This is a genomic window from Streptomyces sp. Rer75 (genome assembly GCF_013414305.1).
GTDB classification, from domain to species: Bacteria; Actinomycetota; Actinomycetes; order Streptomycetales; family Streptomycetaceae; genus Streptomyces; species Streptomyces himastatinicus.
The window spans coordinates 756175-776929 of the sequence record NZ_CP058693.1; the positions used below are offsets into that span (position 1 = coordinate 756175).

Sequence of the window (20755 nt, forward strand, 5' to 3'; positions counted from 1 at the left end):
GCCGTGGACGGTCAGGAAGGGTTGTCCGCGTGGGTGAGGGTGGTCCAGGCGTTGAAGTAGTTGTCGGTGCCGGACGGGCGGTGCGCCTCGGTGTACTTCTGCGTGTTGGACATGGCGATGCCGAGCCGGTTGTGGAGGGCGTTGAAGCCGACCTCGGTGACCTCGTCGAGGCCCTTCTTGACCGAGCCGCCGCACAGCCAGGACGGCACGGTGGCGCCGTTCTCGTAGGAGGTGTGGAAGCCCAGGGCCTGGCGCAACCGGTCCTGGATCTTCGGGTAGAGGTCCTGGCCCTGGATGCGGCTGGTCTCGGCGATGTCCGCGATGGAGGCGAGGCCCCAGCCGGTGTGCCCGAAGTCGCGGCAGGTCTCCTGGGAAAGGCCGTCGGTGAAAGTGCTCTGGCCCTGCCAGTACTTGACGATCTCGGCCTTGGTATCGATGCTGCTGTTCGCGGGCGGCTTGGGGAGATCGCCGTCGGCGGCCAGGTAGACGTACGCCGGGACGCGGGCGAGGTAGGTGCTGACGGCCTTGTCGTAACTGGTGCGGTCCTCGATGAAGACGGAGATGCCGATCGCCGCCTCGGTCATGACCAGTTGCCAGTTGCCGTTCTTGGTCTCGGCGCCGCTGATCACCTCGGGCAGGTACACGTTGCGCAGCATGGTGGCGAAGCGGCCGGAGTTCGCCCAGCCGCCGTCGTAGGTGTACTTGATGATCTCGGCGGCGCGTGGCCAGGTGGATCCGGCCCAGCCGGTCTGGAGCGGGGCGTTGCTGTTGGTGTGATCGGTGATGGTCGCGGACCAGGCGTCCATGATCTCGATCGCCTTCTTGGCGTACCTGCTGTCCCGGGTGAAGTACCAGGCGAGCGCGTCGGTGTAGGCCGCGATGGCATCTTGGCGCTCGTCGGTGCAGCCGTAGTTGGGGTTGGACGACGATCCGCATTCCACGATGGCGCGTGGCTTGGGGTTACGCGACAGTGAGGCGTAGGAGCTGGCCATCATGTTGTCGTACGCGGCCTTCCAGGGCTGCTGACCGGCCTGCACCTTCGCCCGGGCGTAGTCGAGCTGGCCCCGGCTCACCAGCACTCCGGGGTGGGTGAAGGTGGTCGGCGCGGCGGTCGCGCGCGGGGCCGAACCGGTGAGCTGAAGGCTCAACAGCCCGGCCAGCAGGGCGAGAACACTGAGCAGCGCGGTTCTGGTTCTGGTTCTGGCTCGTGCCATTCGATGACCTCTTCCATGCTCGTTGGCCTGGACCATTGGATAGTCGTGGGCATGTCAATACTTGTCAATGCTCGCGTATGTAGCCGGTGTTCATCTCCTTGTCCATGAAGGTCATTGCGAACGCGAGCCCCGATCCGGCGCCGCGGCCCGCCGCCACGCTGGTGAGGATGTCCTGAGGCGTGCGGGCGCAGTGGCCCATGATGCCCACCCGCAGGGTGCGCACACCCGCCGACGGGGCGAGGGCGGCCTCGGTCACGTCCTCGACGGCCGCGCTCGCGGCGGCGAGCAGGGCGCGGGCGTGGGAGACGAGCCGCTGCCCGGCGACGGTGGGCACGACGGGGCCCCTGCCGCGGTCCAGCAGCCGGGTGCCGAACTCCCCTGTGATCACACCGGCGTAGACGGTCTCCCAGCCCTTCAGCCCGACGTCGACCCCGTGGCGACCCGGTGCCGGGCGGCAGAGCGACCGCGCGAACGGCGCCACGATGATGCCCGCGCCCGGGGTGACGGCGGGCGCCATCGGGCTGGCCGCCATCGCCCTCGGACTGCTGGTGTCCGCGCTCGCCGCGGCGCAGGCCCAGCCCGTGGTCGCGCTGCTCGCCGCGATCGTGATCGGCGCCGGGTACGGCCTGTGCGTCGCGTACGGCCTGACCGAGGTCGCCGCCCTCGCGCCGCCGCACCAGCTGGCGCGCCTGACCTCGTACTTCTGGACGATGGCCTACCTGGGCTTCCTCGCCCCCTACGTCATCACCCTGTTCAACGGGGTCTTCTCCCCGCCCGCGATCCTCACCGGCGCGGCCGTGCTCGCGGTGGTCACGCTCGCGGCGGTCACCTACCGCGGCACCCGTCACCACGCCGAAAACTAAGGTGGCCCCAACACAGCCAGCGGAGAGGCGAGCCGGTAAAAATGGGGAAGATGGAATCATTGCCCGAGTCCTTCTATCGGCACCTGGGCGGCGGCCGCTATGCGTCCAGTCCTGCCACGGCGGGGCCGTGGAGCCCGAAGACGCAGCACGGCGGCCCTCCCTCCGCGCTGCTGGGCAGGGCGCTGGAACGGCACGCGGCCCGGGAGGGGTTGCGCATCGCGCGCATCACGCTGGATCTGCCGCGCCCGGTTCCCGTGGGCGAGCTGGAGGTCCACGTCCGTACGCTCCGCTCGGGCGGGCGCACCGAGCTGCTGGAGGGCGAGCTGACCGCCGACGGCAAGAGCGTGCTGGTGGCCCGGGCCTGGAAAATCGCCACCAGTCCTGCCGACACCCCGTCGCTGCGGCCGGTTCCGGACCCGCCCGAGCTGCCGCGGGCGCAGCCCGCGCAGACGATGGCGGGCGCTCACCTGGACGGCTACATCTCCGCGATGGAGTGGCGGTTCGAGCCGGGGAACGCGTTCGACACGCCCGGCCCGGGCACGGCCTGGGCGCGGCAGCGCATTCCGCTGGTGGCCGGTGAGGAGGACACTCCCCTGACCCGCGCCCTCACGCTGGCCGACAGCAACTGGGCCGTGGCCTTCGAACTCGACCATCAGCAGCGGTTCGTCATCAACACCGACATCACGCTGGCGCTGCACCGGGAACCCGTCGGCGAATGGTTCTGCATACGCGCCGCCACCGCGGCCAGCCCCCACGGGTCCGGCCTGGCGCTCGGGCAGCTCGACGACGAGGCCGGGGACTGCGGCCGCATCCTCCAGACCCTGCTGGTCGCCGACCGCTCGGACGCCTCCGGACAGTGAGCACCGGGGGGGGCGTCTCTTGGGCTCGGGCGCACCCGGCACGTACCATCCCGGCAGTGTGGGGCCCGCCATTTCCTCCGGCCCGCCCCGCCACCCGTCAGCAAGGAGTTCTCATGTCCAAGCCGCCGCTGCCGCCCGAGGCCGTCGCCCTGCTGCGCCGCCCCAATCCGGCCGTCATGGCCACCGTGCGCTCGGACGGCACCCCCGTGTCCACTCCCACCTGGTACGCGTGGGAGGACGGCCGGGTCCTGGTCAACCTGGACGACGGCCGGGTACGGCTGAAGCACCTGCGCCGCGATCCCCGGGTGACCCTCACCGTCCTGGACAAGGACGACTGGTACACCCATGTCACGCTCATCGGACGTGTCGTCGAGCTGCGTGAGGACGAGGGCCTGGCCGACATCGACCGCATCGCGCACCACTACATCGGTGGCCCGTATCCGGACCGGGTCCGCGCCCGGACCAGCGCGTGGATCGAGGTCGAGCGGTGGCACGGCTGGGGTTCGATGAAGGACAACGACCAGGCTTCCGGGTAAGCGTCGAACATCCCGGCCGCCCCGGCCCCAGGAAGCCCCGGAGCCGGGGCAGGGACCTTCGTGTCAGGCGGTGACGGTCTCCCTCAGGTGTTCCGGGGACGCCGTCGCCCCCTGCTCGTCCTCCGTGATGCCGAGCTCCACCCGCGCGCGGTCCACCATCCGGCGGGCGTGCCGCAGCCCGATCCGGTCCAGCGCACCGGCCAGTTCGGCGAGATCGGCGGCCGTTCCGTCCCGGTCGCGTCCCAGCCGGGCCAGGGACTTGACGAGCCCCAGTCTGGCGAGGGCCTCGCCGCGCGGCTCGCTCATGGTGCGGAACTCGGTCAGCGCCTCCTGGTAGATGTCACGCGCCTCGGCGAAGCGGCCCGCGCGATAGAGCACATTGCCGCGCATCTTGTGGTTGTAGGCCAGCGCGCTCATGAGGTTCATCGTGCGGCACGTCACCTCCGCCTCGGCGAGCAGCTCCAGCGCACGGTCCGCGTCGCCGTCGCGCACCGAGACGATGTCGGCCAGGCCGCGCAGCGCCCAGGCGTGTCCGCGCCGGTCGTCGGCCTGCGCGGCGATCGCCGCGGACTCCTCGAACATCGCGTACGCCGTGTCGTACGACCCGGTGTTGCGATGCATCTGGGCGATGCCCTCCAGCGCCCATACGGTGTGCCGTGCCTCGCCACGTTCCCGCGCCTCGGCGAGGAGTTGCTCGTGCAGCGCGCTCACGGCCTCGTAATCCCCTTGGATGCGGCCCGTCTCCGCCATGCCCGCGAGCGCGTAGCCGCGGGCGAGGATGTCCCCTCCGTGTTCGGCGAGTTCGGCCGCGAAGCCGAGCAGCCGCCATGCCAGCGCCAGTGCGCCCCGCTGCCGGGCGAGCGTGCCGCCGCTCCACAGCGCCCACGCCATGGCCCCGGCGTCCCCCGCCGTGCGGGCCGCCCGATAGCTGGCCTTCCACTCGCGGTCGGCATCCGTCACGTGTCCCAGCCTGCGGTGGGCTTCGGCCACCGCCAGCCCCACGCGTGCCGTCTCACGCGGGCAGCCGCTCCGCTCGGCCGCCCGCAACTGCTCGGTGCCCGCGGCCAGTACGTCGACCAACGATGAGTTCACGGACAGGGTGGTGGTGAGGGAGCCCTGGTACTCCGGGGCGAATGCCTTGCCGTACATGGATGCCTTTCCGTCGGTGATTCCCGCGGAAGCGCATGCCACCCGCTATACACCGCGTCTATACATCACGTGCATAGCAGGGTGCAAACGACCCCCTCTCCGGTGGCCGCCGCGCGTCCGCTGCCGATCAAGACGCGATACGGCCCGGGGAGGTTGTTCCGGATCCGTGTCATCCACATACGGGTTCCCGGACGGCCGGACGCCCGGGAACCCGCCACGGTCAGGTGGTGCGCAGTGCCTGGCCCGGGAGCGAGGCCAGCAGTTCCCGGGTGTACGCGTGGCGCGGGGCCTTCAGGACCTCGTCCACATCGCCCCGCTCCACGACCCGCCCCTCCTTGAACACCAGCACGCGGTCGGCGAGATGGTGCACCACGCCCAGGTCGTGCGAGATGAAGAGCAGCGAGGTCCCGAGTTCCGCCCGCAGGTCCCCGATCAGGTCGAGCACCTGGGCCTGGATCAGGACGTCCAGTGCGGACAGCGGCTCGTCGCACACGATGATCTCCGGCTCGGCGATCAGCGCCCGCGCTATCGCCACCCGCTGACGCTGCCCGCCGGACAGCGAGCGGGGGCGGCGGGTGAGATGGCCCGCGGTCAGCCCGACGCGTTCGAGGGCGGCGACGGCCAGGTCACGCCGCTGGGCCCGGGAGTCCTGCCGCGGGATGTTCTCCGCCAGCACCTGGCCCACGGTCCAGCGCGGGTCGAAGGAGCTGAGCGGGTCCTGCGGTACGTACTGGACCAGCCGCCGCGAGGCCCTGCGCTCCCGCTCGGTCAGCACGCTCCAGGGGTGGCCGTGCAGCCGTACCTCGCCGGAGTCGGGCCGGGTGAGGGCGAGCACGATGTCGGCGCAGGTCGTCTTGCCCGAGCCGGACTCCCCGACGATGCCCAGCGCCTCCCCGCGGTGGAGCCGGAACGACACGTCGTCCAGGGCGGTGAACCGCTCCTGACCGGGGCCGCGCAGGGCGTACGTCTTGGTCAGGCGGCTCGCCTCCAGGACCACCTCGTCGTCGGACCGCCGCGGGGAGCCCGGTTCGCCGGGGGTGGCGGTGGCGGTGGGGCGGTCACCGGTCAGCCGCGCGCCGCGCGAGGCGGCCGAGGGGATCGCCGCCAGCAGCTGCCGGGTGTACGGGGCGCGGGGGCGCCGGAGCACCTCGCGCACCGGCCCGTCCTCCACCACCCGGCCGCGTTCCATCACCAGGACGCGGTCGGCGATGTCCGCGACGACGGCCAGGTCATGGCTGATCAGCAGCAGCCCCGTGCCGTCGGCGACGCGGGCGGCGAGGAGTTCGACGATCTGCCGCTGCACGGTCACGTCCAGCGCCGTGGTCGGCTCGTCGGCGATGATCAGCCGGGGTTCGGCGGCGATGGCGGAGGCGATCAGGGCGCGCTGGCGCAGTCCCCCGGACAGCTCGTGCGGATGGGCGTCGATCCGCCGTTCCGGCTCCGGCATGCCGACCGCCCGCAAGGTGTCCAGGACACGTTCGCGCGCCCGGGCGCGGGGCACCAGCCGGTGGTGCCGGATCGCCTCGCCCACCTCCTGGCCCACGGTACGGAGCGGGTCGAGGGAGACCAGCGCGTCCTGGAGGACGAGTCCGGCGAACCGGCCGCGCAGCGCACGCCAGTCCCGCTGGGAGAAGCGGGTCGCGTCCCGGCCGTCGACCCGCAGCGCGTCGGCCCGGATCACCGCCTCCCGGGGGTTCAGCCCGACGAGGGAGCGGGCGGTGACGCTCTTGCCCGAGCCCGATGCGCCGACGATCGCCACGCACTCCCCCGGGTGGACCGCGAAGGAGACGCCGTGCACGGCGGGTACCGTGCCGCCGCGCGCACGGAAACCGACGCGCAGCGCGTCCACTTCGACGAGCGGGCGGGCGGAGGCCGTGTCGCTTGCGGTCATGAGGTCCTGCCTTCCAGGAGGAGTTGCAGCTTGCGGCCGACGACGGTGAAGGCGATCACCGTGGCGGTCATCGCCAGCCCCGGGAAGAGCCCGGCCCACCAGGCGGTACGGAGGATGTCGCGGCCCTCGGACAGCATCACGCCCCACTCGGGCACCGGGGGCTGGGGGCCGAGGCCGAGGAAGCTCAGCCCGGAGACGGCCACGATCGAGGTGCCGATGTCGATGGTGGCGATGACGGGGATGGCGACCAGGACGTTGGGGGCGATGTGGCGTGCCAGGATCCAGCCGCGGCCGCGTCCCTGGACCACGGCGTGGGTGACGTATCCGGCGTCCTTCACCGCCCGGGTCTGCGCGCGGATCACCCGGGCGAACTTCGGTACGCCCGAGATGCCGATCGCCACCGCGATGTTGAAGACACCGGGCCCGGTGAAGACCACCACGAGCATCGCCAGCAGCACGCCCGGAAACGCGGAGACCACGTCGAGCACCCGCGCCACGGCCTCGTCGGCTGCCCGGCCGGACAGCCCGGCGAGGACGCCGGTCAGCAGGCCGAGGACCAGGCTGATGAGCATGGCCGCCACGCCGAGCAGCAGGGAGTAGCGCGCCCCGTGCACGACCCTGGCGAACACGTCCCGGCCGAGCAGGTCGGTGCCGAACCAGTGCCGCGCGCCGGGTGCCTGGAGGGATTCGGGCATCGAGGAGCGGAGCGGGTCGGTGTCGCCGAAGAGACCGGGGAAGGCGGCGGCGAGCAGCAATACGGCGATGAGTGCGGCGCACAGCGCGGTGCCGGTGTGGCGCAGCAAACCAAGACGTGGGGTCATCGGGTCCTCAGCCTCGGGTCGATGAGCAGGTTGACGATGTCGACGAGCGTGGAGATGACCACGTACGCGAAAGCGGCGAGCAGGACGACGGCGAGCACGACCGGCACGTCCTTGTTGGTCACGGCGGTCAGTGTGACGGCGCCGAGCCCGGGACGGCCGAAGACGGTTTCGGTGATGACGGCGCCGCCGAGCAGGTTGCCGATCATCCAGCCGCCCAGGTTGATCACCGGTGGCAGCGCGTGGGCCAGGGCGTGGCGCAGCCGCACCAGGGTCTCGCCGACGCCCCGCGCCCGTACGGTGGTGATGAACGGCTGCTCCAGCGTGGATTCCAGTGCTTCCCGCAGGACTTGGGACAGCAGTCCGGCCATGGGCAGTCCGAGGGTGACGGCGGGCAGGACGAGGGAGGCCGCCCCGCGGTCGGCGGTGACCGGGAACCAGCCCAGCTCGAACGAGAACACCATCAGCAGCAGGATCCCGAGCCAGTACACCGGCGTGGAGGTGGCGACGAGTTCGGCCAGTGAGGCCAGTGCGCGCAGGGGACGCGCCCGGCCCGCGGTGGCGGTCGCCACCGACAGGGCGAGGACGAGGGCCAGGCCCGCCGCGAGCAGGGTCAGTTGGGCCGTGGGCCACAGCTGGTCGCCGACGATGGAGGCGACCGGCTGCCGCATCGCGTAGGAGGTGCCGAGGTCGCCGTGCAGCAGCCGTCCCAGATAGTCCAGGTACTGCACGAGGGGCGGCCGGTCCAGGCCCCATTCGGCGGCGACCGCCTCCTGGGCTCCCGGATAGGTCTGGTCGCCGAGCAGGATGTCCTCGATCTTTCCCGGCATGGTGTGCAGCACGACGTAGGCCACGGTGGCGGCCGCCCACATCACACCGAGACCGGTGGCGACGCGGGTGGCGATCCTCCGCCGGGCCACGGCTCCCGGCCGGGCCGGGCGGGTGTCCGCGGGGCGGTCGGTGGTGGCGGCGGCCGTGGTCATCGGCCGACCCGTACCGCGTAGGAGGTGGCGGGCGAGTCGAGCTGGGTCTCGAAGCCGAGCCCGTGGACCGTGTCGGAGGCGGCGATCTGGTAGTGCGGGGCGAACAGCGGGACGATGTACGCCCGGTCCACGGCGCGCCGCTGGATCTTCGCGAGCAGGGGGCGGCGCCGCTCCAGGTCGGTGGTGGCCAGGGCCCGGTTGATCATGGCGTCGAGCTTTCTGTCGTACCCGTGGACGTTGCCGTAGAGGAACTCGGTGCTGCCGAGGACCTGCCGCAGCTCCAGCCCGGCGTCCAGCGGATTGAGTGTGTTCGGGTAGATGCTCCAGTTGCCGGTGGCCTTCTGGTCGGTGAACTCCCCGGCAGTGTTGATCTTCAGATCGAGGTCGAGTCCGATGTTCTGCCGCAGCTCGGCCTGGAGCGCCTCGATCAGCACATCGCGGTTGTCGCGCACATACGGCTGGGGATAGCCGACCTCGAGGGTGAGCCTCTCGCCGTCCTTGGTGCGGTAGCCGTCGCCGTCGCGGCCGGTCCACCCCGCCTCGTCCAGCAGCCGGTTGGCCTTCTTCGGGTCGTTGCCCCAGGTGCCCTTCAGCGAGGCGTCGTAGTCGGAGTTGTCCGGGCCGATGTTGGACCAGGCGCGCGGCACGGTGCCCCGGTAGACGGCCTTCACCACCGCGTCCAGATCGGCGCCGTCGCGCAGCGCGCGCCGGACCCGGATGTCGGCGCCGGGCCCCCGGGTGTAGTTGATGTTGAGGGTGAACGAGGTCTGCCGGGACGGTCCGGTGCGGTACTGGAAACCCTTCACGCCCTTGAACAGCGGTACGTCCAGGGGCTGTACGCCCTCGATGGCGTCCACCTGCCCCGAGGCGAGCGCGCCGGAACGAGTGGAGTACTCGGGCAGGAAGCGGTAGGTGACGGCGTCGAGATACGCCGGGCCGCGGTGCCGCGAGAAGCCGGGCGGCCAGTCGTAGCGGGGGTTCTTGCGGAAGCGCACGGACTGGCCGCGGGTGTAGTTGTCGAGGGTGAACGGGCCGGTGCCGACGAGCGACCGGCTCGCGTTGCACAGCGTGTCGCCCTTCTTCAGCGAGGACGGCGAGAGGAAGCCCAGCTTGACGCTGGAGAGCGACTCCAGGAGCGAGGAGTCGGGCTTCTTCAGCTCGATCCGCAGCGTGTGCGGGTCGGGCGCGGTGCTGCGCTCGTAGTTGACGAGCAGGCTGGCGGCGTCCGCGGCGTTCGCCGGGTCGGCGACGTAGTCGAAGTTGGCCTTCGCGGCCGTCGCGTCGAAGCGGGTGCCGTCGCTGAACGTCACGTCGTCACGGAGCCGGAAGGTGTAGACCGTGCCGCCGTCGGAGATCTTCCAGTGCGTGGCCAGCCAGGGCGCGAAGGTGCCGTCCGGCTTCTTAGCGATCAGCGAGTCGACGTAGTTGCGGATGATGATGAACGCGTTCTGCTGTGTGGAGCGGTGCGGGTCGAAGCACTGCGGCTCCGTGGTGACACCCCAGGTCAGGGAGTTGCCCGCAGCGGAAGTGCGGGACCCGGCCCCGGAGGGCGCGCAGCCGGCGAGCAGCAGCAGCGCCTCGAGGGCGGCGGCGAGGAGGCGGCGGTTACGCATGGCTCCCCCGCTCGGCGTCGCGGGCGGTGTGCAGCGGCTTCGCGAAGCAGACGCTGTACGGGTCGAGCGCGTACGGCGGATACGCCGGGATGCGATGCCAGCCCTCGCGGGCGTAGAGGGCGGCGGCCTCCGGCTGCTCGATCCCGGTCTGGAGCATCAGCCGGGTGATGCCCCGCTTGGCGGCGGACGCCTCGACGGCCGCCAGCGCCGCCACGGCCAGCCCGCGCCCGCGGTGGTCGGCGTGTACGAACACCCGCTTGATCTCCCACCGGCCACCGGTGAGCGCGCGCAGCGAGGCGGTGGCGACGGGTTCGCCGGACCCGGTGAAGGCGACCCAGGTGACGGCGACCTCGTCGGGGGTGGGAGGGGGCGGCAGATGTGGGCGTGGCCCGTACTTCGCGTACCGCGGCTTGATCTCCGCGTCCATCAGCGCCCGCAGTTCGGCGGCCGCAGGGTCGTCCCACCCGAGTGCCACCCAGTGGACGGGGACGGGACCGCCGGGGGCGGGCAGGGCCGCGGAGAGGGCGGTGGGTGTGTGGGTCATCGGGCCGCCTCCGGCTTCAGTGCCCCGGCCAGTCGGCCCACGGCCGTGGCCACGTCGTCCTCGGCCACCGCGCCGATGCCGAGCCGGATGCGCCCCGGGGAGCCGGTGCCGCCGGGCGGGGAGAAGTGGCTGCCGACACCGAAGTCGGTACCGAGGGCGTGGGCCCGCGTCCGCGCCGCGTGCAGATCCAGACCCTCGTCCGCCACGGTGGCCCACAGGAACAGCCCGCCCTCCGGCAGCCGGGCCTCGATGCGGCCGGGGAGCGCCGTGGCGAGCGCCTCGTGGAGGGCGCGGGCCCTGCGCCCGTACAGCGCCCGTGCGTCGGCGGTGATGCGGTCGAAGAGGCCGGGCGTGGTCAGCAGTGCGGTGGCGATGGTCTGGGTGAAGGTCGAGGAGTGCTGGTCCTGGTTGGCGCGCAGCCGCGCCACCGCCGGGAGCAGCCATGGCGGGCCGACGATCCAGCCGAGGCGCAGACCGGGCCCGAGGGTCTTGGAGAAGCTGTTGACGCGGACCACCCGGTCGCTGTCGGTGCTCGGCTGGGGGACGGTGTCGCCGGAGTACCGCAGTTCGCGGTACGGGCTGTCGGCGACGACCGTGAAGCCGTAAGCCTCGGCGAGTTCGACGAGCCGGACGCGGGCGGCGGCGGGCAGCGTGGCGCCGGTCGGGTTGTGGAAGTCGGGCACGGTGTAGAGCACCTTGGGGCGGGCGCCGCCTTCGAGCGCCCCGGCGAGGGCGTCGATGTCCAGGCCGTCCGGGCCGGTGGGGACCGGCAGGTACGTGACGTGGGACCGGCCGAGGACGCGCAGTGCGAGCGGGTAGCCGGGGTCCTCGACCGCGACCAGGTCGCCGGGGTCGAGCAGGGCGTCGAAGACCAGCGAGAGCGAATGCAGTGCCCCGTTGGTGACGAGCACGCGGTCCGCGGAGACCCCTTCGTGGTGGCCGATCCATGCGCGCAGCTCCGGCGTCCCCTCCACACCGGAGTACTGGAACGCGGCGGCTGCCGACGGGCCACCGAGCAGGCCGGCCGCGGCCTCGGCCAGCTCCTTGACCGGCAGTGCCTCATCGGCGGGAGTGCCGCTGGTGAGCGGGAGGAAGCCGGGGACTCCGGCCGGTGGCGGGGCGCCGAAGCCGCCCAGGGCGGTGGTGTCGGCGCCGCGGCGGGAGAGGGCCATGAGGTGATCTCCAGAGCAGGTGGGTGTTTCGTTGGGTGGCCGGAGCGCCCGGGGCGGCTCGGCGGGCAGGGCGTTCAGAGGGCCTTGCCGGGGTTGAGGATGCCGAGCGGGTCGAACACGGCCTTGACGCCTCGCTGGAGCGCGAGTCCGGCCGCGCCGAGTTCGTCCTCCAGCCAGCGCCGCTTGGTGACACCGACCCCGTGCTCGCCGGTGATGGTCCCTCCCAGGGCCAGCGCCGCGCGCACCAACTCATCGGCTGCGGCGTCCAGTTCGGGTGGCGCGGGGGAGGTGGCGGCGGTGCCCTCGGGGATGGGCAGGGAGAGCACCGGATGCAGATTGCCGTCGGCGGCGTGGGCGACGGCCGCGAAGTCCAGCCCGTACCGTCGCCCGATGCGCTCCCCCTCCTCGTACATCCGCGCCACCTTCGACTTGGGTACGGCGACGTCCTCGCCGACCGTCCACAGCGGGCGGGTCCGGCCGCGTCCGGAACGGCGCAGCTCCCACAGCCGTTCGGCCTCCGCCTCATCGGTGATCCGGCGCGCGTCCCCGCCGGTGTGGCGCAGCGCCGCGGCGACGTCCTCGGCCTCGGCCGCGGCGGCGTGTCCGTCCGTCTGCACCAGCAGCAGGACGTGGCCGCCGTCGGTGAGCCGGGAGCCGCTGTGCTCGTCGATGTTGCGGAGACTGGCGTGGTCGATCAGTTCGGCGACCGCCGGGACGACGCCGGTGCGCGAGATCTGCCGTACCCCGTCCAGCGCGGCGCGTACAGAGGGGTAGTACGCGCTGACCGTGGCGGTGGCGGCGGGGAGCGGACGCAGTCGTACGGTGGCGCCGACGATCACTCCGAGGGTGCCCTCGGAGCCGACGAACAGGGCGGTCAGGTCCAGTCCGGTGACCCCTTTGACGCTGCGGTGGCCGGTGCGCAGGGCGGTTCCGTCGGCGAGCACGACATCGAGCGCCAGGACGGAGTCACGGGTGACGCCGTACTTGGCGGAGCGCAGGCCGCCCGCGTTGGTGGCGATGTTGCCGCCGATGGTGGAGATGGCCTGGCTGGCCGGGTCGGGCGCGTAGTACAGCCCGTACGCGGCCAGAGCGCCGTTGAGGTCGGAGTTGATCACCCCGGGCTGGACGACGGCCACCTCGTCCTCGGGCGAGATCTCCACGATGCGGTTCAGCCGCTCGGTGCTGAGCACCAGGCAGCCGTCGACGGCGGTCGCGCCACCAGAGAGGCCGGTGCCCGCGCCACGGGTCACCACGGGGACGCGGTGCCGGTGAGCGAGTGTCAGGACGGTGGCCACCTCGGCCGCGTCTCCAGGGCGCACGACGGCGAGCGCCCGGGCCCCGGCCGCTCCGGAGCGGTCGTCGAGGTACGGGAGGAGGTCCGCTTCGTCGGCCAGGGGCGCGGACGGCTCGGCGAGGGCTTGGCCGAGCTCCCGCAGGAACGTGTCGGTCACGATGGTTTTCCTCAGGGGATGCGTGGCCTCTTCGGTGCCGACGCAGGCGAGTTGACGAGCCGTCATGACTCACGGGCGCACGAGAGCACCGGCCCGTACGGGCAGACGGAGCACGTCAGAACAAGTGAAAGAGGAAGGCGCCCGACGGGCAGCCGTCAATGCCTCAACAACACTGCGCGCTCACCACTCGACCGAAGTCGACGTGGTGGCGGTGCACCAAAAGCGTGGAGGCCATGGGCGTCACCCAACACCGGCATTCGTGTACTGGTCAAGCAGCGACCACCATGCGGAACGGCGGACGGCCACCGGACACACCGCCCATCTCACCATGCGGTCTATTCTTGACCTGGGCAGACAGGAATGTGAGCATCCCATCCCATGTCGCGGACCCTCTTCTGCACGCGCCGCCGCACGGTCGATCACATGGTGATCACCAGTGCCGCCTGTTTCTCTCACTGATCTCATTCCCGCTCGGGGCCGGCCCGTCTCCCTTCGGCGTGCCCGCCCGCACTCTCTTCAGAGCGTCGAGGAGTCCACACGGTGATCCGTGTAGAGAAACTGCATAAAACCTTCGGTACCGGTACCGGTAGCCGTGCGCGGCCGGTGCTCCATGAAGTCGACCTGGACATCGCGCAGGGCACCATCGGCGCCGTCGTCGGCCCCAGCGGCGCGGGGAAGAGTACCCTGGCACGCTGCGTCAATCTACTCGAACGCCCCACATCCGGGCGGGTATGGGTGGCCGGAACCGATGTGACGGACCTTCCGGAGCGTGAACTCCGCCCTGCCCGGCGGGCCATCGGAACCGTCTTCCAGTCCGCCAATCTGCTGCGCAGGCGTACGGCGGCGGAGAACGTCGCCATGCCACTGCGGTATCTCGGGGTGACCGCACGGGACGAGAAGCGCCGCGTCGCCGAACTGCTGGAGCGGGTCGGCCTCGCGGACCGGGCCGACGACTACCCCGCGCAGCTGTCCGGCGGTCAGCGCCAACGCGTGGGCATCGCACGGGCGTTGGCCCTGCGCCCCAAGGTGCTGCTGTCCGACGAGGCCACCTCCGGCCTCGACCCCGCCGCCACCCGGTCCGTCCTGGCCCTGCTGCGCGAGCTGCGGACGGACCTGGATCTGGCCATCCTCCTGATCACCCACGAGATGGAGGTGGTCCGCGAAGTGGCGGACACCGCCGCCCTGCTGCGCGAGGGGCGCGTCGTCGAGTCGGGCCCCGTCGACCGGCTCGTGGCCGACCCGCACTCCGCGCTCGGCAACGCGCTGCTCCCCGACCGGCCGGTCTCCCCGAACCGGCAGGGCCTCGGCACCTGGCGGCTCACCTACCAGGGACACGCGGTGCCCACGGACTGGCTGACGCGGCTCGGCGCGGACCACGGACTCGACGTCCACGTACTGTCCGCGACGGTGGAGGAGATCGCCGGGCGGGTGGCGGGCCGCGCGACCGTCGCGGTCGGCCACGACCGGGCGGACGAGCTGACGTCCGTCCTGGCGGGCTGGGGCATCCACGCCGAACCGGTGCCCCCGGAGCGGACCCCACCCGCCGACGAACCGGTGCGCTTCGCGCCGGTGCGCGAGGCGGTCACGGAGGCGGTCGCATGAGCACCGAACCCGACCAGCTCTGGCCCCTGCTCTTCCCCGCGATCGGCCAGACCCTCCAGATGGTCGTGGCCGTCATGCTCATCGTCGTCGCCGTGGGCACCCCGGTGGGCGTGGTGCTCCACAACGCCTCGCCCGGCGCGCTGTTTCCGCACCGGGCCCTGCGGGCCGCGCTCAGCTGGGTGGTCAACCTGGGCCGTTCGCTGCCGTTCCTGATCCTGATGGCCGCGATCATCCCGTTCACCCGGTACGTGGCGGGCACGACCATCGGGGTGTCCGCCGCGATCGTCCCGATGTCGCTCGCGGGCATCCCCTACGTCGCGCGGCTGGTGGAAACGGCCCTGCGCGAGGTGCCCCGCGAAGCCGCCGAAGCGGGGCGCGCCGCGGGCGGCTCACGCCTTCAGGTGATCGTGTCCGTGCAGCTGGCGGAGGCGCTGCCCGCGCTCGCGGGAAGTCTGACGATCGCGATCGTCGGCATGCTGGAGTTCTCCGCCATCGCCGGGACCATCGGGGCCGGTGGCATCGGCTACCTGGCCATCAGTTACGGCTACGAGCGCTTCGACACGACGGTCATGGCCGCCACGATCGTCACCCTCATCGTCATGGTGCAGCTGATCCAGTTCACCGGTGACCGCATGGTGCGCCGTCTGGCCCACTGAGACGCCCGCTGAGACGCCCGCTGAGACGCCCGCTGAGGCCGCTCAGCCCCGCCGCGCCCCCGCACCCTCCTCATCCCACCGGGGAACACCCATGCCTTTCGTCCATGACCACGGCTTCGAACTGAAGTCAAGACTGCCCCGCCGCATCGCCGTCACGGCCGCGACCAGTGCCGTTGCCCTCGCCATCGGCTCGCTGGTCGCCGCGCGGGTGGGCGGCGAGGACCACCCGCCCCTGGGAAGGACCCTGAGGGTCGGCTACAACCAGGGCAGCATCCCGCAGAGCGCCATCGTGAAGTACCTCGCCGCCAAGGTCGACCAGGACCACGGCATCACGGTCAAGCCGTATCCCGTCAACGAGGCCAACCAGGTCAACGGCTCGACCGCGGACGGCAAGCTGGCCGCGAACATCACCCAGCATGCCGAGTGGCTCAAGGTCATCGTGGCCAACGAGGGCTACCAGGCGAAGGCCGTGCAGCCCCTCTTCACCCAGGCGTTCGCCCTCTACTCGCAGAAGTACGGCAGCGTGAAGGACCTCCCGCACGGCGCACGGATCACCCTCCCCAACGACCCGGCGAACCAGACCCAGGCGCTGCTGACCCTCCAGAAGGTGGGGCTGATCAAGCTCAAGAAGGACGTGGACCCACTCACCGCGCAGCTGGGCGACATCGCCGGGAACCCCCACGGCTTCCGCTGGCACGAGGTGTCCCTGGACGCCATCGCCCGCTCCCTCCCCGACGTCGACGCCGCCATCAACTACGCCTACAAGTTCCGCGTCGCCAAGATCCCGATCAAGCAGCGCATCCTGCTGCCGCGGGCCGACGAACGCTTCGCCATCCAGCTCGTCGTCGGCACCGCCTATGCCGACGACCCCGCCATCACCCGGCTCAAGGCCGCGTTCGCCGACCCCAGGGTGGCCCGCTTCATCAGACACCACCTGGACGTGGAGACCCAGCCCGCCACGATCCCCGCCGACCAGCGACAGCGAGCCGCCCCATGACCCTCTCGCCCGGCAGGCGACACCTGCACCTCAACGTCAACATCTTCCAGTCCGGGATCTTCGCCGGTGCGTGGCGGGCCCCCGACGGCGACCCGCGCGCCGCCTTCTCCCTCGACCACTACCTCACCACCGCCCGCATCGCCGAGGCCGCGAAGCTCGACGCCGTCTTCCTCGCGGACACCCCCGTGCTCACCCCCGACGTGGCCCACCGCCCCGAATACGCCCTGGAACCCACCGTCATCCTCGCCGGGATCGCGGCGCACACCAGCCGCATCGGCCTCATCGCCACCGCCTCCACCAGCTACAACGAGCCCTACAACATCGCCCGCCGGTTCGCCTCGCTGGACCACCTCAGCCGGGGCCGCGCCGGGTTCAACGCGGTGACCACGGCCGGCCCCGCCGCCGCCCGCAACTTCGGGCTGGATCAGGCACCCACCCACCGCGACCGCTACCGGCGCGCCGCCGAGTTCGTCGAGACCGTCGGCGAGCTGTGGGACAGCTGGGACGACGACGCCCTCATCGGGGACCCCGCGCGGGGCGTGTTCGCCGACCCGGCCCGTATCCACACCATCGACCACCGGGGCGAGTTCTTCCGCGTACGGGGGCCGCTCAACACCCCGCGCTCGCCGCAGGGCCGTCCCGTCCTCGTCCAGGCGGGCGGATCGCCCGACGGCATCGAACTCGCCGCCGCGCACGCCGAGGCCGTCTTCAGCGCCGCACAGACCCTGGACGAGGGCACGGCGTACTACCGGGCTGTGAAGTCCCGGGCCGCCGCGCTCGGCCGCGACCCCGAGGGGCTCGTCGTGCTGCCCGGGCTGTCGACGGTCGTCGCCGCCACCCGCGATGAGGCGCTGGAGCGGCTGAACAGCCTCCAGGACCTCATCCCGCTCCGCTACGGTCTTGACCGGCTCGCCGCCCTCCTCGGCATCGACGCCGACGCCCTCGACCCGGACGCGGAACTGCCGTGGGACCTCATCGGCCCCGCCGAAGACGTCCAAGGGCTCCAGACCTTCTTCACCGTCACCACCGACCTCGCCCGGCGCGAGCGGCTCACCGCCCGGCAGCTGATCCGGCGGCTCGGCGGCGGACTCGGCCACCGCGTCGTCGCCGGCAGTCCGGCCGACATCGCCGACACCATCGAGGAGTGGTTCACCGCGGGCGCGGCCGACGGCTTCAACCTGATGCCCGACGTGCTCCCGAGCGGACTCGCCTCCTTCGCCGAGCACGTGGTCCCGGAGCTGCGCCGCCGAGGGCTGTTCCGTGACACTTACGCGGGCGCCACGCTCCGCGACCACTTCGGCCTGGCCCGGCCACTGGTGGCCCGCCACGCACCCGACACGGCGGAGGTTCTGGCCCGATGACACGCCAACTCAGGATGACACGCCAACTCAGTCTGCTGGTGAACATCACCGGCGTCGGCGCCCACCCCGGCGCCTGGACCCTGCCCGGTCCGGCCCCGGACGCCTACGTCGACCCCGAACACCATCTGCGGGTGGCCCGCACCGCCGAGCACGGCGCCCTCGACGGGTTGTTCCTGGCCGACATCCCCGCCCTCCACGGCGACATCGGCCAGGGCCCCGGGCAGGCCCTGGAACCGTCGATGCTGCTGACCTACCTCGCCGCCGCCACCGAGCGCATCGGGGTCGTCTTCACCGGGTCCACCACCTTCAACGAGCCCTACAACCTGGCCCGCCGGGTGCTCTCGATCGACCACGCCTCGCGGGGGCGCGCCGGATGGAACGCGGTCGCCACCTTCTTCCCCGAGGCGGCGCGGAACTTCGGCCTCGACACCGTCCTCGACCCCGGCACCCGCTACCGCAGGGCGGAGGAGTTCATCGGCTTGGTGCACCGGCTGTGGGATTCCTGGGAGGACGGCGCGCTCATCGCGGACACCGACGGCGCGCGCTTCGCCGACCCCGGCCGGATTCACTCCGCCGACCACACCGGTGAGTTCTTCGACGTGGCGGGGCCGCTCAACGTGCCGCGCTCCCCGCAGGGCCGCCCCGTGCAACTCCAGGCCGGGGCCTCGCCGCAGGGCGTGGCGCTCGCGGGACGGTTCGCCGAGGCGGTCTACGCCCCGCTGCTCGACGAGGAGGCGGCCCGCGGCTACCGCGCGCGGCTCGCCGGGCAGGCGCACCGGTACGGACGCGACGTGTCCGGCATCCGGCTGCTGCCCGGCCTCACCCCGGTGATCGGCAGCACCGAGGCCGAGGCCCGCGCCCGCTTCTCCGCGCTCGAGGCGGGCGTACGCCAGGACGCGCGGCAGGTCGGCCGGGTGGCCCGTACGCTGGGCCTCGATCCCGCCACCACCGACCCCGAAGCCCCGCTGACCGAGGCCCAGTTGTCCGGGCCGCCACCGGACCGGCTGCCCACCGGCTTCTTCCGCACCCACGCCGAGATCGCCCGCCGGGAGGGGCTGTCCCTGGCCGGGCTCGCCGCACGCACCATCGGCGGCCACCGGTCGGTCATCGGCACTCCCGAGCGGATCGCCGACGACATCACCGGCTGGTGGTCGGCCGGTCTGGTGGACGGCTTCACCCTGCTGCCCGACGCGCTGCCCGACGGCCTGGACACCTTCGTCGACCACGTCGTGCCGCTCCTGCGGCAGCGCGGCGTCTTCCGCCACGGCTACACGGGCACGACCCTCCGCGACCACCTGGGGCTCCCCGTACCGGCACCGTCCTCCGAACAGAAAGGGGCCCCGGCCCGATGAACACCACCACCGCCCCACGGGCCGTCACCGTACGGGACGTCCTCGACCGCGTCGCCGGGCTGACCGACACCCTCGCCGTCGACACCGCGCGCCGCGAGGCCGAGCGGGAGCTGCCGTACGGGTCCATGGACGCGGTGCGGGCGAGCGCCATCGGATGCCTGCGGGTCCCGGCGGCGTACGGAGGCCCGGGGGCGAGCCTCGTCGACGTGTTCCAGACCGTCGTCGACCTGGCCGAAGCGGACTCCAATGTGGCACAGGCGCTCCGCCCGCACTTCGGCTTCCTCGAGAAGCTCATCAGCGACGGCGGGAAGGCGGACCGCGAGCGGTGGTTCACCGCGGCGCTGGCGGGCGAACTCTTCGGCAACGCCACCGGGGAGACCGCGGCCAAGCACCCCGGCGACATCCACACCGCCCTGGTGCCCGACGGCGATCGCTACCGGCTCAGCGGCACGAAGTACTACAGCACCGGCAGCCTGTTCGCCGACTGGGTGGTCATCGCCGCGAAGAACCACCTCGACCAGCGGGTCCGCGTCGTCCTCCCCCATGACCGCCCCGGGCTGCGGCTGCTCGACGACTGGGACGGCATGGGCCAGCGCATGACGGCGAGCGGCACCACGGAGCTGGACGAGGTGGTGGTGTACCCGCGGGAGGTCATCGTGGACGAGGCCGTGGGCGTGCGCCGGACCCACCTCGGCGCGTACCACCAGCTCTACCTCGCCGCCGTGGAGACCGGCATCGCCAAGAACGCGGTGCGCGACGCGATCGGCTACGCCCGAGACCGCGCCCGCGCGGTCCGGCACAGCGGCGTCGACCACGCGGTTCAGGACCCGTTCGTGCAGCACACTGTGGGCGAGATGGCGGCGCTCGGGTACGGGGCGGAGGCCACCGTGCTGCGCGCCGCGGCCGCCATCGACCGCGCCCTCGCAGGCCCCCGCGGCGAGGACGGTGTCGCAGGCGACGAACCGGCGCTCGCGGACGCGGCCACCGAGGTGGCGCAGGCGCAGGTGGTCGCCGCCCAGGCAGCTCTGCGGGCGGCGGAACGGCTGTACGACGTGGGCGGGGCCTCCGCCACCCGGCGCGCGTTCAACTTCGACCGCCACTGGCGCAATGCCCGCACCCTGGTCAGCCACAATCCGATCGCCCACAAGGCACGCGTGGTGGGCGACTACCTCCTCAACGCCGAGCCGCCGCCGCTGACGGGGTTCTTCTGAGCGGGGGCACGGGCAGCCGATGACACACAGCCGTCACCCGGTGCTCGTCTCCAGCCAGCCAGCCGCCCGCCGGGCAGCGCCCGAGGGGGCCGAGCCGAATATTGGCCTTCCCTTAACGAAACGCTGGAGCCACGCTGGCTCTGCCCTGAACCAGGGGCAACTACGGTGGTCTGCGGTCCCGCCCGTACGGAGGAAACATGCCACCCGATTCCGGATCGCCCCCTTTACCGGACGACCACTCGGCCGCCGAGACCCGCGTCGGGCCAGGTGAGGAGGGGAACGACGCGTCAAGCGTCCGGGACCGCTGGAGGGACCGCAAGACCACGGTCCTCACCGCGGCCGGTACCGCGCTGGTCCTCGCCGGATGTGCCCTGGCCATGTCGACGATCATCGACTCGGCCTCCGTCTCCTTCGGCAGCAGGCAGCCCGCAGGGGGACAAGTCTCGCTCACCGCCCCTCCGAGCCAGGAGGACGAGTCCGCT

At 72.1% G+C, this 20755-nt stretch carries 19 protein-coding genes; 9 read left to right on the forward strand and 10 right to left on the reverse strand.

Annotation, left to right across the window (positions count from 1 at the left end; translation table 11 throughout):
• Positions 1–11: 11 nt before the first annotated feature.
• Complete coding sequence (locus HYQ63_RS02530) at positions 12–1214, reverse strand: alginate lyase family protein (RefSeq protein ID WP_179932293.1); 1203 nt, start codon at positions 1212–1214, stop codon at positions 12–14.
• Positions 1215–1278: 64 nt separating this feature from the next.
• The gene (locus HYQ63_RS44275) at positions 1279–1731 is read right to left on the reverse strand and encodes a hypothetical protein (RefSeq protein WP_257231552.1); all 453 of its coding nucleotides are present in this window, start codon (positions 1729–1731) and stop codon (positions 1279–1281) included.
• On the opposite strand from HYQ63_RS44275, the gene HYQ63_RS02540 reads away from it, so the two are divergent.
• The 3 genes from HYQ63_RS02540 to HYQ63_RS02550 all read left to right on the forward strand — a co-directional run bounded on the left by HYQ63_RS02540 (position 1715) and on the right by HYQ63_RS02550 (position 3473).
• Entirely contained in the window at positions 1715–2077 is a 363-nt protein-coding gene (locus tag HYQ63_RS02540; RefSeq protein ID WP_257231553.1) for a hypothetical protein, read from the forward strand. The genes HYQ63_RS44275 and HYQ63_RS02540 overlap by 17 nt on opposite strands.
• A gap of 50 nt (positions 2078–2127) precedes the next feature.
• A complete protein-coding gene (locus HYQ63_RS02545; protein WP_257231554.1) occupies positions 2128–2937 on the forward strand; it encodes a thioesterase family protein in 810 nt (269 codons plus the stop codon).
• 113 nt (positions 2938–3050) lie between these two features.
• Positions 3051–3473, forward strand: coding sequence for a PPOX class F420-dependent oxidoreductase (locus HYQ63_RS02550; RefSeq protein ID WP_179932295.1), 423 nt, complete (start codon positions 3051–3053; stop codon positions 3471–3473).
• A gap of 63 nt (positions 3474–3536) precedes the next feature.
• Here the strand turns inward: HYQ63_RS02550 and HYQ63_RS02555 are convergent, their stop codons facing one another.
• The 8 genes from HYQ63_RS02555 to HYQ63_RS02590 all read right to left on the reverse strand — a co-directional run bounded on the left by HYQ63_RS02555 (position 3537) and on the right by HYQ63_RS02590 (position 13094).
• Positions 3537–4622: a tetratricopeptide repeat protein gene (locus HYQ63_RS02555; RefSeq protein ID WP_179932296.1), complete on the reverse strand. Its 1086-nt coding sequence runs from the start codon at positions 4620–4622 to the stop codon at positions 3537–3539.
• A gap of 220 nt (positions 4623–4842) precedes the next feature.
• Entirely contained in the window at positions 4843–6513 is a 1671-nt protein-coding gene (locus HYQ63_RS02560; protein ID WP_179932297.1) for an ABC transporter ATP-binding protein, read from the reverse strand.
• The gene (locus HYQ63_RS02565; protein ID WP_179932298.1) at positions 6510–7334 is read right to left on the reverse strand and encodes an ABC transporter permease; all 825 of its coding nucleotides are present in this window, start codon (positions 7332–7334) and stop codon (positions 6510–6512) included. Before HYQ63_RS02565 ends, HYQ63_RS02560 begins: the two co-directional genes overlap by 4 nt.
• Positions 7331–8314: an ABC transporter permease gene (locus tag HYQ63_RS02570; protein ID WP_179932299.1), complete on the reverse strand. Its 984-nt coding sequence runs from the start codon at positions 8312–8314 to the stop codon at positions 7331–7333. Before HYQ63_RS02570 ends, HYQ63_RS02565 begins: the two co-directional genes overlap by 4 nt.
• On the reverse strand, positions 8311–9927 hold the full coding sequence (locus HYQ63_RS02575) for an ABC transporter substrate-binding protein (protein WP_179932300.1): 1617 nt from the start codon (positions 9925–9927) through the stop codon (positions 8311–8313). The genes HYQ63_RS02570 and HYQ63_RS02575 overlap by 4 nt, the downstream gene beginning before the upstream one ends.
• The gene (locus HYQ63_RS02580; RefSeq protein WP_179932301.1) at positions 9920–10471 is read right to left on the reverse strand and encodes a GNAT family N-acetyltransferase; all 552 of its coding nucleotides are present in this window, start codon (positions 10469–10471) and stop codon (positions 9920–9922) included. Before HYQ63_RS02580 ends, HYQ63_RS02575 begins: the two co-directional genes overlap by 8 nt.
• On the reverse strand, positions 10468–11643 hold the full coding sequence (locus HYQ63_RS02585; RefSeq protein WP_179932302.1) for a PLP-dependent aminotransferase family protein: 1176 nt from the start codon (positions 11641–11643) through the stop codon (positions 10468–10470). The genes HYQ63_RS02580 and HYQ63_RS02585 overlap by 4 nt, the downstream gene beginning before the upstream one ends.
• Positions 11644–11717: 74 nt before the next feature.
• Complete coding sequence (locus tag HYQ63_RS02590; RefSeq protein ID WP_257231555.1) at positions 11718–13094, reverse strand: FAD-binding oxidoreductase; 1377 nt, start codon at positions 13092–13094, stop codon at positions 11718–11720.
• A 603-nt stretch (positions 13095–13697) separates the two neighbouring features.
• Here HYQ63_RS02590 and HYQ63_RS02595 point away from each other — a divergent pair.
• From HYQ63_RS02595 to HYQ63_RS02620, 6 genes are all read left to right on the forward strand, one after another.
• Positions 13698–14696: a methionine ABC transporter ATP-binding protein gene (locus tag HYQ63_RS02595; RefSeq protein WP_257231556.1), complete on the forward strand. Its 999-nt coding sequence runs from the start codon at positions 13698–13700 to the stop codon at positions 14694–14696.
• Positions 14693–15352 carry a methionine ABC transporter permease gene (locus tag HYQ63_RS02600; protein ID WP_179932305.1) on the forward strand — a complete coding sequence of 220 codons (660 nt, stop codon included), beginning with the start codon at positions 14693–14695 and terminating at the stop codon, positions 15350–15352. Before HYQ63_RS02595 ends, HYQ63_RS02600 begins: the two co-directional genes overlap by 4 nt.
• A gap of 91 nt (positions 15353–15443) precedes the next feature.
• The gene (locus HYQ63_RS02605) at positions 15444–16349 is read left to right on the forward strand and encodes a MetQ/NlpA family ABC transporter substrate-binding protein (RefSeq protein ID WP_179932306.1); all 906 of its coding nucleotides are present in this window, start codon (positions 15444–15446) and stop codon (positions 16347–16349) included.
• Positions 16346–17710, forward strand: coding sequence for an LLM class flavin-dependent oxidoreductase (locus HYQ63_RS02610; RefSeq protein WP_179932307.1), 1365 nt, complete (start codon positions 16346–16348; stop codon positions 17708–17710). Before HYQ63_RS02605 ends, HYQ63_RS02610 begins: the two co-directional genes overlap by 4 nt.
• 14 nt (positions 17711–17724) lie before the next feature.
• A complete protein-coding gene (locus HYQ63_RS02615; protein WP_179932308.1) occupies positions 17725–19062 on the forward strand; it encodes an NtaA/DmoA family FMN-dependent monooxygenase in 1338 nt (445 codons plus the stop codon).
• Positions 19059–20273, forward strand: a complete 1215-nt coding sequence (locus HYQ63_RS02620; RefSeq protein ID WP_179932309.1) for an acyl-CoA dehydrogenase family protein — start codon at positions 19059–19061, stop codon at positions 20271–20273. Before HYQ63_RS02615 ends, HYQ63_RS02620 begins: the two co-directional genes overlap by 4 nt.
• Positions 20274–20755: the final 482 nt, after the last annotated feature.

Excerpts from the sequence above, each read along its gene's own strand:
- HYQ63_RS02575 (WP_179932300.1), bottom strand. The coding sequence starts at position 9,927 with ATGCGTAACCGCCGCCTCCTCGCCGCCGCCCTCGAGGCGCTGCTGCTG.
- HYQ63_RS02555 (WP_179932296.1), bottom strand. The coding sequence starts at position 4,622 with ATGTACGGCAAGGCATTCGCCCCGGAGTACCAGGGCTCCCTCACCACC.
- HYQ63_RS02615 (WP_179932308.1), top strand. The coding sequence starts at position 17,725 with ATGACACGCCAACTCAGTCTGCTGGTGAACATCACCGGCGTCGGCGCC.
- HYQ63_RS02605 (WP_179932306.1), top strand. The coding sequence starts at position 15,444 with ATGCCTTTCGTCCATGACCACGGCTTCGAACTGAAGTCAAGACTGCCC.
- HYQ63_RS02565 (WP_179932298.1), bottom strand. The coding sequence starts at position 7,334 with ATGACCCCACGTCTTGGTTTGCTGCGCCACACCGGCACCGCGCTGTGC.
- HYQ63_RS44275 (WP_257231552.1), bottom strand. The coding sequence starts at position 1,731 with ATGGCGCCCGCCGTCACCCCGGGCGCGGGCATCATCGTGGCGCCGTTC.
- HYQ63_RS02560 (WP_179932297.1), bottom strand. The coding sequence starts at position 6,513 with ATGACCGCAAGCGACACGGCCTCCGCCCGCCCGCTCGTCGAAGTGGAC.
- HYQ63_RS02530 (WP_179932293.1), bottom strand. The coding sequence starts at position 1,214 with ATGGCACGAGCCAGAACCAGAACCAGAACCGCGCTGCTCAGTGTTCTC.
- HYQ63_RS02620 (WP_179932309.1), top strand. The coding sequence starts at position 19,059 with ATGAACACCACCACCGCCCCACGGGCCGTCACCGTACGGGACGTCCTC.
- HYQ63_RS02550 (WP_179932295.1), top strand. The coding sequence starts at position 3,051 with ATGTCCAAGCCGCCGCTGCCGCCCGAGGCCGTCGCCCTGCTGCGCCGC.
- HYQ63_RS02570 (WP_179932299.1), bottom strand. The coding sequence starts at position 8,314 with ATGACCACGGCCGCCGCCACCACCGACCGCCCCGCGGACACCCGCCCG.
- HYQ63_RS02585 (WP_179932302.1), bottom strand. The coding sequence starts at position 11,643 with ATGGCCCTCTCCCGCCGCGGCGCCGACACCACCGCCCTGGGCGGCTTC.
- HYQ63_RS02580 (WP_179932301.1), bottom strand. The coding sequence starts at position 10,471 with ATGACCCACACACCCACCGCCCTCTCCGCGGCCCTGCCCGCCCCCGGC.
- HYQ63_RS02545 (WP_257231554.1), top strand. The coding sequence starts at position 2,128 with ATGGAATCATTGCCCGAGTCCTTCTATCGGCACCTGGGCGGCGGCCGC.
- HYQ63_RS02610 (WP_179932307.1), top strand. The coding sequence starts at position 16,346 with ATGACCCTCTCGCCCGGCAGGCGACACCTGCACCTCAACGTCAACATC.
- HYQ63_RS02600 (WP_179932305.1), top strand. The coding sequence starts at position 14,693 with ATGAGCACCGAACCCGACCAGCTCTGGCCCCTGCTCTTCCCCGCGATC.